The organism is Jeotgalibacillus proteolyticus, assembly GCF_002926065.1.
Lineage (GTDB): Bacteria > Bacillota > Bacilli > Bacillales > Jeotgalibacillaceae > Jeotgalibacillus > Jeotgalibacillus proteolyticus.
Map to the genome: position 1 here is coordinate 169,786 of NZ_PREZ01000005.1, position 14,139 is coordinate 183,924.

Consider the following 14,139-nt stretch of genomic DNA (forward strand, 5'->3'; position numbering starts at 1 on the left):
AAAACAAAAAGCGCCCCCTCCTACGTTTAAAAACGCAAGGGAGCGCGAATATCTGCGATTGTTCCTTTTTCAAGGAGCCCAAATAAAATACTACCATCATTCTAAAAATAGTCAAGAAGAAACTCTAAAGGGGGAATTTGTCGGAATTTTAGAGCAATCCAGATCTTAACAATGGGATGGTAATTGCCTTTGAAGTTAAGGATTCAAAAAACCCTTAATGTGGCGTGTTGATTTCCGCTGCAGGGGCATGCTTTATACGGGGCGGGGTCCTTCGCTAACTTGCTAACACAAGTGGATCTCAAGCTCCCGCTTCAATCAAATCCTAAAAATTTGATGTAGTTCTACCAAATTTAAACACTCCAGGATTCTGCTTTTTTATCGAAACTGATAAAAAAACGGCAGAAGCACCAACTGGCGCCCTGCCGTTTTTCAATGAATTATTTGTCTTCTTCGTCCTCTAAATCTTCATCTTCGTCTTCTTCTTCTTCATCTTCATCGAGATCAAAGTCATCATCTTCGATTAATTCTTCATCGAAGTCTTCATCCTCATCATCATCGTCAAGATCATCGATGTCCTCAATGTCCTCATCGAGCTCATCGTAAGCCAGATCGTCTTCTTCGTCATCAAGATCATCAAAATCAAGATCCTCATCTGCCAGCTTTTTCTTTTTAGACTTGGCTTTTGATTTTTTCTTGGTTTGAATCTCACTTGTTACATGCTCGTCCTCAACCTGATCAAGCGGGTACCATGTACGAAGTCCCCACTGGTCTTCCCCAATAGAGATAAAACGTCCATCCATGTTCAGGTCTGTGTAAAATTGCACCATGCGCGCCTTTAATTCTTTATCTGTTAAGCCAAGAAGCTTCTTCCATTCGCCAAGCATCTCGTTAAATGTCATCGTTGCATGACGGTCAACAAGCAGATGATGTGAGATTTCGATGAAAGAATACTCGCGAAGCTCTTCTTTTGAAAGATTCTTAAGTTCCATTCTTTGCACTCCTTTTTTTCAAATATGAGCGTATACTTCCGATTATCGTAAAGGACTCTATCAAAATGTGATTGTTACGCTTCAGATTTTCTAAGTGTAAAAACCGTTATCGTAAAAGCCTCTAATTTCCTATGTGAAAGCATATTATCCATTATAACCAAAGTATCCGTTAAAATGCCATACCTGACCTTTTAATTTCTGAATTAGTCTCTCGACGGATTTTGCTTCTCTTTTTCTTTTTGTGTTTCTCTGTAAGCTAAATAGTATAAAACAAGCGACACGAGGAGAAGTGGAATTGCGCCAAGCATTCTATTATAGAGGACAAAGGTGATGACGATCATCAAAATAAGTGTTCCATATAAAAAAAGTGTCTTCGCCATCGTGCCACATCCTGTCGGTTAAGGTTTATGTATTTCTAGTATAACCGAAAAAGAATCGCCTGACGCAAATGCTTTTACGTCAGGCAATTCCCGTTTACATATTACGGCGGTACTGTCCGCCTACTTCATAAAGCGCATGAGTAATCTGTCCAAGACTAGCGACCTTCACTGTTTCCATTAGCTCAGCAAAAAGATTGCCTCCGGAAACGGCTGATTTCTTTAATCGATTTAAGGCTTCCTCTGTTTCGTCCTTGTGTGTATTCTGGAAGCTTCTCAAATTTTCTATTTGTGTTTCTTTTTCTTCTTTGGTGGCACGCGCAAGCTCCATGCTGTCCATTTGTTCCTCAGATGGCGGGGTAGGATTTAGGTACGTATTAACGCCGATGATTGGAAGCTCTCCTGTATGCTTTTTCATTTCGTAATACATGGACTCTTCCTGAATTTTTCCGCGTTGATACTGCGTTTCCATCGCCCCGAGAACACCGCCGCGGTCATCGATGCGGTCAAATTCCTGCAGCACCATTTCCTCAACAAGATCAGTCAGCTCTTCGACGATAAATGAGCCCTGAAGCGGATTTTCATTTTTACTGAGGCCATGTTCTTTTGTAATGATCATTTGAATTGCCATTGCACGTCGGACCGATTCCTCTGTCGGCGTGGTAATGGCTTCATCATAGGCATTAGTGTGAAGCGAGTTGCAATTATCCTGCAGCGCCATCAACGCCTGCAGTGTCGTGCGGATATCATTGAAATCAATTTCCTGTGCATGAAGTGAGCGGCCGGAGGTTTGAATATGATATTTCAGCTTCTGGCTGCGCTCATTTGCTCCGTACTTGTCCCTCATTACCGTCGACCAGATGCGGCGTGCCACACGGCCAATAACGGTATATTCCGGGTCAAGCCCGTTTGAGAAAAAGAAGGATAGGTTTGGTGCAAACGCATTAATATCCATTCCGCGGCTTAAGTAATATTCCACATACGTAAAACCATTTGCGAGTGTGAAAGCCAGCTGGGAAATTGGATTTGCGCCTGCTTCTGCAATATGGTAGCCGGAAATAGAAACAGAGTAGTAGTTTCTCACCTTATGGTCTATAAAGTACTGCTGAATGTCCCCCATCATGCGCAGGGCAAATTCAGTTGAGAAAATACATGTGTTCTGTCCCTGGTCCTCTTTCAAAATATCCGCCTGCACCGTCCCGCGGACAACCTGAAGCGTTTTTTCACGAACCTCTGTAAATTCCTCAATCGACAGTGTGCGGCCGAGGTCTTCCTCTTTACGTTTTACCTGCTGATCAATAGCGGTATTCATAAACATTGCTAAAATAATCGGAGCCGGCCCATTAATGGTCATGGAAACAGACGTGCTTGGGGCACAGAGGTCAAAGCCAGCATAAAGCTTTTTCATATCCTCAAGCGTACAAATGCTCACCCCTGATTCGCCCACTTTTCCATAAATGTCCGGACGGTGATCCGGGTCCTCTCCGTATAGTGTTACTGAATCAAAGGCCGTGCTTAACCGTTTGGCCTCGTCGTCCTTAGACAGGTAGTGGAATCTGCGGTTTGTCCGTTCAGGTGTGCCTTCACCGGCAAATTGCCGCTTAGGGTCTTCCCCTTTGCGCTTAAATGGAAATACGCCTGCTGTGTATGGGAAAGATCCTGGCACATTTTCCTTGTACACCCATTTTAAAATTTCGCCGTAATCCTCGTATTTCGGCAGAGCAACCTTCGGAATAGAAAGCCCGGATAAACTTTTTACAGTAAGCTCTGTCACAATTTCCTTGTCCCGGATAACCGTGGTGAATTGATCTTTACTATATAATTCCTTTTGCGCCTGCCAGCCTTCAAGAATCGTTTTTGATTGGGCGGACAGCTGATCTAAAACCGATGCCTTTAATTTTTGAAGAGGAGCAATTGCCGCTTCCTCCGGGTCCTGCTCCTGCAGCGCTGAAATGGCGCCCTCAAGCTGGAAGAACCGGCGTGAAAGCTTCACCTGCTGAGTGGCAGTGGCGTGATAGCGGCGGACGGTCTCAGAGATTTCTCTCAAATAGTAGCGTCGGTCGTTAGGAATAATGACATTTTGTTTTTCTACATCAGCTTTTGTCGTAAACTCTGTTGCCCATGAAAGCTTCGTTTTGTCATTAATTACACCGATCAATGCTGCAAAAAGCGCGTTAGTGCCTGCATCGTTGAACTGGGAGGCAATCGTGCCGAAAACAGGCATGTCATCAAGCTCTCGATCAAACAGCATGCGGCTTCTCTGATATTGCTTTTGAACCTGGCGTCTGGCATCCTCTGATCCCTTGCGCTCAAATTTATTAATAACAATCAGGTCGGCATAATCGATCATGTCGATTTTTTCAAGCTGGGACGGAGCACCGAATTCACTCGTCATGACATACATGGAGACGTCTGCAATCTCTGCAATTTCAGCATCCCCCTGGCCAATTCCACTTGTTTCAACGATGATTAGATCAAATTGTGCTGCTTTTGCCACTGAAATTGCGTCGCGTATAGCAAGAGACAGCTCGCTTTTTGATCCGCGGGTTGCAAGGCTTCTCATATAAACGCGGTCAGAAAAAATGGCATTCATGCGAATACGGTCCCCAAGCAGCGCGCCGCCTGTTTTTTGTTTTGTTGGATCAATCGACAGGATCGCTACCTTTTTATCCGGAATTTCATTTATAAATCGACGGATTAATTCATCCGTTAACGAGCTTTTCCCTGCGCCGCCTGTACCGGTAATCCCAATTACAGGAGCTTTTGTCTCTTCCGCCTTTACTTCATCCAGGATGGCTTGCCACTTGTTGTCCTCTCCGGATTCCTTCATGCGGTATTCAGCTAATGATATGAATTTTGAGATGACAGGTGTCTTCCCTGCTTTGAGCTCTTCCAATTGATTTGTCATCCCGCTGTCGACGGTTGAAAAATCACATTCCTCAAGCATTTGATTGATCATTCCCTGCAGACCATGCAGGCGGCCGTCCTCCGGAGAAAAGATGCGGGCGATTCCATATTCATGAAGCTCTTTAATCTCACGCGGGATAATGACTCCCCCGCCTCCTCCATAAACCCTGATATGCGGGGCGCCGCGCTCATTAAGCAAATCGTACATATACTTAAAGTATTCTACGTGGCCTCCCTGGTAAGAGGAGATGGCAATTCCCTGTACATCCTCCTGAATCGCTGCATTCACCACTTCTTCCACAGAGCGGTTATGTCCTAAATGAATGACCTCAGCACCGCTTGCCTGTAAAATCCGCCGCATGATATTGATCGAAGCATCGTGTCCATCAAATAAACTGGATGCTGTTACAAATCGAACTGGATGAGTCGGCTTATAAATAACCGGTTCACTAACCGCCATGCTTATTCCCCCTTGTACGCTGCTGTTTTGTATCCTTCAATACCTGTCAGCAGCAGCTTTGTTTGCCGTTCAATGTATTCGTCGATTGTGTAGACATGGTGCAGCGCCCATCTTCTAAAGCCCCACATCTGCCCCTGAACAAAAATGTTTTGAGCGAGAAGATGCACCTGCTCTTCATCCATTTGAAGCTCTCCCTGCTCCACGCATTTTTGAACGAGCGTTTCAAACATTTTCACCATTTCAAGCTCTTTTTTCAGCACATAAGGCAGGGCATCCTTTGAAAGGGATTTCGCTTCCTGATACATGACAAGCACCTCATCCTGCATTTCGTCCACCACTTTAAAATAATGGGCGATGCCGATTGCGAGGTTTGAAACCGTGCCCGCATTTAAATTCATGCCATGCAGCTGACCTCTTACTTCATCATAAATCCGGTCGCATACAAGATACAGCACGTCTTCTTTTGTCCGGATGTATTCATAAAGAGTCCCTATGCTAAAGCCGGATTCCCGGGCAATTTCCCGTGTCGTGGTCCGGTGAAATCCCTTTTGTTTAAAAAGCGCTACGGCCCCTTTAATCATTTGATCACGGCGCATTTCCACAAGCCGTTCATCCTTCACAGACGACTGTACCTCACGCCTTTTAACCATAAGCATCCCTGCCCTTCTGTTGATAAGATTTAAGCTGGAGAAAACTGTTACTACTCGATCTGGAGTCTTTTGGCTCTGCTTCAGCGTCTTTATTTTGTTACCATACGCCCGATCACAAGGCGCTGGATTTCCTGTGTGCCTTCATAAATCTGTGTAATTTTGGCATCGCGCATAAAACGCTCAACCGGGTAGTCTTTCGTGTAGCCGTAGCCGCCAAATACCTGTACTGCTTCCACAGTTACTTTCATGGCTGTATCTCCTGCAAAGAGCTTAGACATAGCTGATTCTTTTCCGTATGGAAGCCCTTCTGATTCGAGCCACGCAGCCTGGTAGGTTAAAAGACGTGAAGCTTCAATTGAGGTTGCCATATCAGCGATTTTAAACGAAACACCCTGGTTGGCTAAAATCGTTTTACCAAACTGCTCCCGACCCTTTGCGTATTCAATGGCTGCATCCATAGCACCCTGTGCAATACCGACTGCCTGCGCTGCAATCCCGTTCCGTCCGCCGTCAAGCGTCATCATGGCAATTTTAAAGCCTTCTCCTTCTTTGCCGAGAAGGTTCGCTCCAGGAATTCTTACATTGTCAAAAATAAGCTCTGTTGTCGGAGAAGAACGAATGCCAAGCTTTTTCTCTTTTTTGCCGACTGAAAAGCCTTCAAATCCTGCTTCAACGATAAAAGCGCTCATTCCGCGGGTTCCCTGGGATGGATCTGTTATAGCGAAAATAATATAAAGATCGGCCACTCCGCCGTTTGTAATCCACACCTTGGAGCCGTTCAAAATATAATCTTCTCCGTCTTTTACCGCTCTTGTTTTCATTGAGGAAACATCAGAGCCTGCTCCCGGCTCTGAAAGACCGTATGCCCCTAGCATTTCCCCCTGGGCTAACGCGCTCAGATAATGCCTTTTTTGCTCCTCTGTTCCAAATTTAAAAATCGGCCAGCTTGCAAGCGATAAATGCGCGGAAAGCGTTACACCTGTAGAGGCGCATACACGGGACAGCTCTTCCACAGCAATTACATACGCCAGATAGTCGCTTCCAATTCCGCCGTACTCTTCAGGCCAAGGGATCCCTGTCAGTCCAAGCTCCGCCATCTTATCGAAAATCCCACGGTCAAACCGTTCTTCCTCATCACGCTCAGCAGCTGTTGGCGCTACTTCCTTTTCAGCAAAATCACGGACCATTTTTCGAATCATTTCATGCTCTTCAGTTAATTTAAAATTCATCTTCGTTCCTCCTAGCAATCTCACAGGTTATTTTGTTACGTGTTTACTGATAACGATTCGTTGAATTTCACTTGTACCTTCATAAATTTCACTGATCTTCGCATCGCGGAAATAACGCTCAACAGGATAATCCTCTGTGTAACCGTTCCCTCCAAATACCTGAACCGCTTCAATCGCGTTATTCATCGCAGTTGTCGAAGCGAACAGCTTTGCCATCGATGCTTCCTTGCCGCAAGGCTTGCCCTCTGAACGCAGAGAGGCTGCCTGGTACACAAGCAGACGTGAAGCTTCTGTTGCTGTTGCCATATCTGCCAGCTTAAAGCCGATACCCTGCTGCTGTGAGATTGGCTTTCCAAATTGAACTCTTTCCTTTGCATACTCAACCGCTGCCTCGTACGCTGCTTCAGCTAGCCCGAGTGATTTTGCCGCAATGCCGATTCTTCCTGTATCAAGATTTCCAAGCGCGATGCTAAAACCTGCCCCTTCTTCTCCAAGCAGATTTTCTGCCGGCACCTTCATATCCTCAAAGGTCAGCTGCACGGTTCGTGAGCCATGAAGACCCATTTTCTCCTCATCCTTGCCTACGATAAAGCCAGGTGTTTCCTTCTCCACAATAAAGGCTGAAATCCCCTTTCTTCCTGCCTCCGGGTTTGTACGTGCAAAGACAATATAAATGTCTGCTTCTCCCCCGTTTGTGATGAAGATTTTTGACCCATTGATGATATAATGATCGTCTTTTTTGACCGCTTTTGTTTTTAATGCCCCTGCATCTGAACCTGCACCAGGCTCAGTGAGACAAAATGCTCCTAAGTGCTCACCTGAGGCAAGCTTCGGCACATATTTTTGTTTCTGCTCCTCTGTTCCGTAATAAAGAATCGGATTCGTCCCGACTGATGTATGCACTGATAAAATAACCCCAACGACAGCGCTTACTTTTGAGAGCTCATGAACCGCGATAATATACGAAATAAAATCCATTTCAGAGCCGCCGTATTTTTCAGGAACGGAGATTCCCATTAATCCGAGCTCTCCCATTTTCTTTATAATGTCACGGGGAAATTCTCCTTGCTCCATTTTCGGAATAAAAGGTGTAATTTCTTCACGGGCAAAATCCCTGACCATTTTTCTCATCATTTTTTGTTCTTCTGTAAAGCGCAGCTCCATGACCTGCTCCCCCTTGTTCTTGCTCTGGTGCCAGCCTTTACCAGTTCGGCTACTGGCACCTTCGGCTTATCGTTTGAAGTTATTCATAGATGTAGAAACCGCGACCGGATTTCTTTCCGAGCCATCCGGCCTTAACGTATTTTCTAAGCAGTGGACACGGACGATACTTACTGTCGCCAAAGCCCTCATGAAGGATTTCCATAATGTACAGGCACGTATCAAGTCCGATAAAATCAGCCAGTTCAAGCGGCCCCATCGGGTGGTTCATGCCCATTTTCATAACGTCATCAATCGCTTCTTTCGTCGCTACACCCTCAAACAGCGTGTAAATGGCTTCATTGATCATCGGCATGAGAATCCGGTTGGAAACGAATCCCGGAAAGTCGTTTACCTCGACAGGTGCTTTATTAAGTTTCAACGTCATTTCTTCAACTGCCTGGTAAACCTCATCGGTCGTCGCAAGACCGCGGATGATTTCAACGAGCTTCATAACTGGCACCGGATTCATGAAATGCATTCCGATTACCTGTTCAGGCCGCTCTGTTGCAGCAGCAATTTCTGTGATTGGGAGTGAAGATGTATTGGTCGCCAGAATGGCATGTGCCGGAGCTGCCTGATCAAGCTTTTTAAAAATATCAGTTTTTATCGTCATGTTTTCAACTGCCGCTTCAATAACGATGTCAGCGTGAGCTGCATCCTGCAGATCCTTAGAGCGTATAATTCTTTCGAGCGCTGCTTCTTTTTCTTCCTCTGTCATGCGTCCCTTTTCCACCGAACGGGAAAGATTTTTTGCTATTGTCTCAATGCCTCGGTCTACAAATTCCTCCCGGAGATCATTAAGATACACTTCATATCCTGCCTGTGCACAAACCTGGGCAATTCCTCCGCCCATCTGTCCTGCGCCGATTACCATCACTTTTTTTATGCTCACTTAAACCGCTCCTTTTGCAAAATGTCTAATTTGCTAAGCTTCTTATCCTTTTACTTCGATTAAAACAGCATCTCCCTGACCGCCGCCGCTGCAGATTGAGGCAATTCCAAGACCTCCGCCTCTGCGCTTCAGCTCGTAGGCAAGTGTAAGAATAATGCGTGCACCGCTTGCGCCGATCGGATGTCCAAGTGCTACTGCTCCACCGTTTACATTTACTTTTTCAGGATCAAGATTTGCTATTTTAGAGCTTGCGAGCGCTACAGCCGAAAAGGCTTCATTAATTTCAAACAGATCAATTTCCTCAATCGAACGTCCCGTTTTTTCAAGCAGACGATTAATGACAAGTCCAGGCGTCTGCGGGAAATCCTTCGCTTCAACTGCTACTTCCGCATGGCCAAGAATATAGGCAAGCGGTGTTTTTCCTTCTTTTTCAGCCCGCTCTTCACTCATTAAAACCATTGCACATGCGCCGTCATTAATTCCAGGTGCGTTTCCGGCTGTAATGGTTCCATCCTTATCAAATGCAGGACGAAGCCCGGACAGCTTTTCAATGGAGGTGTCTTTACGTGGTGATTCATCGTTTTCTACCTTAATCGGATCTTTTTTGCGCTGAGGGACTTCGAGCGGAACAATTTCTTCTGCAAAGATGCCTTTTTCAATCGCAGCTCCTGCTTTTTGGTGACTTCTGAGTGCCCAGTCGTCCTGCTGCTCTCTTGAAAGTTCAAATTCAGCTGCTGTTGAGTTGCCATAGGTTCCCATGTGAACGCCGTTAAAGGCACATGTTAGCCCGTCGTGAAGCATGAGGTCCTTAATGGATGCGTCGCCCATTCGCAGACCGCCTCTTGCTTTATCCATGAAGTAAGGAGCGTTTGTCATTGATTCCATGCCGCCTGCAACGATTAGGGATTCATCGCCAAGACGGATGAGCTGATCGCCAAGTGTGACGCTTCTCATACCGGATGCGCAGACCTTGTTGATGGTTTCTGTTTTGACTTCCCAAGGGATGCCTGCTTTTTGTGCAGCCTGTCTTGAAGGGATCTGCCCCTGTCCTCCCTGCAGGACGGTACCCATGATCACTTCGTCTATGTCTGCTGGAGAGACGTCAGCTCGTTTGAGGGCTTCTTTGATGGCGACTCCGCCTAAGTCAGAAGCTGTGAAAGATGCGAGGCTGCCATTGAATTTTCCGAAAGGTGTTCTTGCTCCATCTAGAATGACTGTTTTTCCCATTGTGTTTCTCCCCTTTTGTTCGTTTTGGTTTTAGTATTGTTTATTGACTGAGCGTTCGCTCAAGGGTGTTGTAAAGAAATAGGGACGGTGTTGGTCCCTGGGTGATTTCTCTTAAATGAAGCGTGTTGATTTCCGCTTCAGGGGACGCTTTCCGCGGGGCGGGGCTTGAGCTAACTTGCTTCTTCCCGCAGGAGTCCCCGCCTTCCGCTCCAATCAGCTTCTGGGTAATTTGTTTGGTTCTTCGTAATTAGGGTGTTTAAGATAAGTTCCCAATAACCAGTTAATGCATTTCCATTACTTGTTTGTAGATTGATAGATTTGAAGTGATGGGCAAACTTAGCGAGCGTCTTATGCTTTTACGTTATCCAGCTCCAACAGGCAGGGGCTCGAGGTCACAAGTCAAGCACGAAAGGAAGGCAAAGTTCAGCCTTCTGTTCGCACTTGCCTTATGCTTGTCGCCCCTAAACGCCTGTTTCCGCTTTTATTCTATCCAGCTCCAGGCGCTAGCTCCTCGAGTCATAAGTCACGCTGTCCCAGTGGACAAAGAGCATCCACTTGGCCACCGCGTCTTATGCTGGTCGGAGCTGAACGAGCGCCTTCCGCTTTTATTTATTGTAAGCGATTTCATAGTTAACAAACAAGTAGGTTAAGCGATTTTAGTCGCTTAACCTTTTGTTTAGGCAATGTTTTCCTTATTGGTTCCGATGATGCTTTTTTCGAGAAGTTCGGCTACGTCGTAGGTGCCGACTTTTTCTTCTACTTCTTTTGCTTTTGTTCCATCTGATAGCATGGTGAGGCAGTATGGACAGCCGGATGAGATGACGGATGGCTGGACCTCGAGTGCCTGCTCGGTCCGGGCTACGTTTACACGGTGCCCCTTATCTTCTTCCATCCACATCAGCCCGCCGCCTGCTCCGCAGCACATGCCGTTTTCGCGATTACGCTTCATTTCAATCAGCTTTACGCCAGGAATGGCTTTTAGGATTTCACGCGGCGGATCGTATACCTCGTTGTATCTTCCCAGGTAGCAGGAATCGTGGAAGGTAATTTTTTCGTTTACAGCGTGAACCGGCTTCAAGCGCCCTTTTTTCACCAGATCAGCCAGTAGTTCGGTGTGGTGATAGACTTCAGCTTTTAAGCCGAAATCAGGGTATTCATTTTTAAAGATATTATAAGCATGCGGATCGATGGTAATGATTTTCTTGATGTCATTTTTTTCGAATTCCGCAATATTGGCAGTGGCAAGCTCCTGGAATAAGAATTCATTTCCAAGACGTCTTGGTGTGTCACCTGAGTTCTTTTCCTTGTTTCCAAGGATGGCAAATTTTACGCCTGCCTCATTTAACAGCTTTGCAAAGGAAAGAGCGATTTTTTGACTGCGGCTGTCAAAGGAGCCCATGGAGCCAACCCAGAACAAGTATTCAAAATCTTCTCCTGCTTTTTTCATTTCCTTCACGGTTGGAATCGTGACATCTTCTCTTGCTTCACGCCAGTTTTCACGTTCTTTCCGGTTCAAGCCCCAAGGATTGCTTTGACGCTCGATATTTTGCATCGCACGCTGAGCATCCGGCTCCATTTTCCCTTCTGTTAGAACAAGGTAGCGGCGAAGGTCGATAATTTTATCAACATGCTCATTCATTACCGGGCACTGATCCTCACAGTTACGGCAGGTTGTGCAAGCCCAAATTTCTTCTTCAGTGATAACATCACCAATCAGGCTTGGGTGATACATATCGATCGCTGCTTCCGTTCCGCCTTTTTCAGCAGCGGCAGCAACCTGGTTGCCCTTCGTATTGGTAAATGCCGGTACGGGAACCCATGGTGACTGAGAAGTAATGGCTGCGCCGGTTAAGGTAAGGTTGTCGCGGATTTTTGTAATCAGATCCATAGGAGAAAGCATTTTCCCTGTGCCTGTTGCAGGACACATATTCGTACAGCGTCCGCATTCCACACAGGCGTATAAATCAATTAATTGAAGCTGGGTAAAATCCTGTACCTTCCCAACTCCGTACGTTTCCTGAGTTTCATCTTCAAAATCAATTTTTTGCAGTCTGCCCGGGTTATCAATTCGGTTAAAGTAGACATTGGCAGGGCCTGCAATTAAATGCGCGTGCTTTGACTGAGGAACATACACTAAAAATCCTAAGAGGAATAGCAGATGCACCCACCAGGATACATAAAACAGAACAACTGCAAATCCCTGTCCAAGCCAGCCAGTTGCTGCTGCAATAGCGGATGCTACAGGCTCTGTCCAAACCATTTCATGACCTTGCCAGACCATGCCTGCCCCGTTTCCAATTAAAACAGAAACCATTAATCCGCCAATAAAAATCAGGACAAGGCCCGATTTAAATCCCCTTTTCAAACGGACAAGCTTTTCCATATATCTGCGGTAAAACGCCCAGGCAACTGCCACTAAAATCATTAGTGTTACAAGCTCCTGGAAGAAGGTGAATCCTGGATAAAAAATACCCAGCGGCAAATGAGCGCCCGGAACGAGTCCTTTATAAATAAAATCAATTGCTCCAAGCTGGACTAATAAAAAGCCATAGAAGAACATTACGTGAATAATGCCGCTCTTCTTATCCTTCAAGAGCTTTTTCTGGCCGAACACCTGAACCATAAATTTTTTCAGTCTTATTTTGACGTTGTTGTCAAACTCGGTTTTCTTTCCAAGCTTGATGAACTCATAACGTGTTTTGACCAGATATCCAAATAAGTAAATAGCGTAAGCGGTTACAATAAAGAATGCAATCCAGTTGATAACAAGCAGCCAGTTCCCGATATCCAATGTTCTCCCTCCCCTTTGTTGTCGAACTACAAAATTCTGTCTATCTTTATTATATAATGAATGAGCATTCAGTCAATGGTTTTTAGAGGATTTTCTCTATCCTATGCTATTTAAATTTATTAATGGGTATGCTAAGGGCATTAGGAGGTTATGTGATGAAGTCGGTAGTAAGGATTTTAAGTATATTGTTGATGGTCGCTGTTTGGCTCCGTATAGACTGGCTTTTAGGCTTGCGCTCATTAAAGCGCCAGCGCACTGCCTCCGTCTACCCTTGGCGAAAAGGAAAAATTGACTTTTTCGACGATGGCGTTGCATGGATGAAATCGCTTGAGCTGGACATTACGGAGGCTGAAGAATCCATTTGCCTTTTATTTTATATTATTGAACCGGATGAGGTTGGCAGAAGAATCTTTACGCTGTTAAAGGACCGCGTGAAGGATGGTGTAAGGGTACGGGTACTTTGCGATGCGCTTGGAAGTCGTAAAATGAAGCCGTGGCTTAAGCATTTAAAGGAAGCAGGAATTGAAATTGAGCTCAGCCGACCTGTACTTTTTAAAGGATCACTGTTTTCAATTCAGCGGCGTAACCACCGTAAAATTGCCGTTTTTGATGAGCGCGTTTCACATATAGGCGGCTTTAACATCGGGAGGGAATACGTCAATCTTGACCCTGTCCTTTCCCCGTGGCGTGACTATCATTTACGGATCGAAGGAGAAAGTGTCGGGGATGCCCTGAAGGAATTTGAAATTGACTGGAACCGGGAGTTTAACATTTCAGAGCAAGCATCCTCCCCCCGCCAAAATACCTTTAAAGGACATCAAAAGCATCAGATCATTCCCTCTGAGCCGGTGAATATGGAAGGATTTATCCTTGATTTATTTGATCAGGCGGAGGAATCCATTTTTATCGGGACGCCTTATTTCATTCCTACCGGTACATTGTTTAACAGCTTAAAACAAAAAATACGTGAAAACATAAAGGTAACCATCATGGTGCCAGGCACTCCAGATCATGCACTTGTTCAGCCGGCTTCCTATCATTTTTTGCGGGAACTGATTGATCTTGGTGCTGAGGTACATCAATTTGAGCATGGATTTTACCATGCGAAGGTTATCCTGATTGATGATAAGCTTTGCGATATTGGCACCACCAACTTTGATCAGCGCAGCCTTGTCATCAATGATGAGATCAATGTGCTGACCTCGGATAAAGAGATCATTGGGAAAGTGATAACAAGTATCAATAATGATTTACATCACGCTGTACGGGTTCAGAAAAAAGACATTCAGCCAAACGGACCTGTTGATGCTTCAGCAGAGCTGCTTGCCCGCTCCATTTCCCATTTACTTTAAAGTAAGAAGCTGAAAAGCTGTTGATCGAGTCCATTAATCTGGGCTGGATGAAAATCAACGCT

General features: G+C 45.4%; 10 protein-coding genes. 1 reads left to right on the plus strand and 9 read right to left on the minus strand.

Features of this window, described 5'->3' with window-relative positions:
• Positions 1 to 437 precede the first annotated feature (437 nt).
• From rpoE to C4B60_RS14015, 9 genes are all read right to left on the minus strand, one after another.
• Positions 438 to 989: a DNA-directed RNA polymerase subunit delta gene (gene rpoE, locus C4B60_RS13980; protein WP_104058644.1), complete on the minus strand. Its 552-nt coding sequence runs from the start codon at positions 987 to 989 to the stop codon at positions 438 to 440.
• A 203-nt stretch (positions 990 to 1,192) separates the two neighbouring features.
• Positions 1,193 to 1,369: a hypothetical protein gene (locus C4B60_RS21510; RefSeq protein WP_167578672.1), complete on the minus strand. Its 177-nt coding sequence runs from the start codon at positions 1,367 to 1,369 to the stop codon at positions 1,193 to 1,195.
• Positions 1,370 to 1,463: 94 nt separating this feature from the next.
• Positions 1,464 to 4,733: a fused isobutyryl-CoA mutase/GTPase IcmF gene (gene icmF, locus C4B60_RS13985; RefSeq protein WP_104058645.1), complete on the minus strand. Its 3,270-nt coding sequence runs from the start codon at positions 4,731 to 4,733 to the stop codon at positions 1,464 to 1,466.
• Between the two features lie 2 nt (positions 4,734 to 4,735).
• Positions 4,736 to 5,383: a TetR/AcrR family transcriptional regulator gene (locus tag C4B60_RS13990; protein ID WP_104058936.1), complete on the minus strand. Its 648-nt coding sequence runs from the start codon at positions 5,381 to 5,383 to the stop codon at positions 4,736 to 4,738.
• A gap of 89 nt (positions 5,384 to 5,472) precedes the next feature.
• Positions 5,473 to 6,612, minus strand: coding sequence for an acyl-CoA dehydrogenase (locus C4B60_RS13995; protein WP_104058646.1), 1,140 nt, complete (start codon positions 6,610 to 6,612; stop codon positions 5,473 to 5,475).
• A gap of 27 nt (positions 6,613 to 6,639) precedes the next feature.
• Positions 6,640 to 7,776 (minus strand): acyl-CoA dehydrogenase, encoded by a 1,137-nt coding sequence (locus C4B60_RS14000; protein ID WP_104058647.1) that lies wholly within the window; start codon positions 7,774 to 7,776, stop codon positions 6,640 to 6,642.
• Positions 7,777 to 7,855: 79 nt separating this feature from the next.
• Positions 7,856 to 8,707 carry a 3-hydroxybutyryl-CoA dehydrogenase gene (locus C4B60_RS14005; RefSeq protein WP_104058648.1) on the minus strand — a complete coding sequence of 284 codons (852 nt, stop codon included), beginning with the start codon at positions 8,705 to 8,707 and terminating at the stop codon, positions 7,856 to 7,858.
• A 42-nt stretch (positions 8,708 to 8,749) separates the two neighbouring features.
• Entirely contained in the window at positions 8,750 to 9,934 is a 1,185-nt protein-coding gene (locus C4B60_RS14010) for an acetyl-CoA C-acetyltransferase (RefSeq protein ID WP_104058649.1), read from the minus strand.
• Positions 9,935 to 10,610: 676 nt separating this feature from the next.
• Positions 10,611 to 12,719 carry a (Fe-S)-binding protein gene (locus C4B60_RS14015; protein WP_104058937.1) on the minus strand — a complete coding sequence of 703 codons (2,109 nt, stop codon included), beginning with the start codon at positions 12,717 to 12,719 and terminating at the stop codon, positions 10,611 to 10,613.
• 161 nt (positions 12,720 to 12,880) lie between these two features.
• On the opposite strand from C4B60_RS14015, the gene C4B60_RS14020 reads away from it, so the two are divergent.
• Positions 12,881 to 14,077, plus strand: coding sequence for a phospholipase D-like domain-containing protein (locus tag C4B60_RS14020; protein ID WP_167578673.1), 1,197 nt, complete (start codon positions 12,881 to 12,883; stop codon positions 14,075 to 14,077).
• Positions 14,078 to 14,139 lie beyond the last annotated feature (62 nt).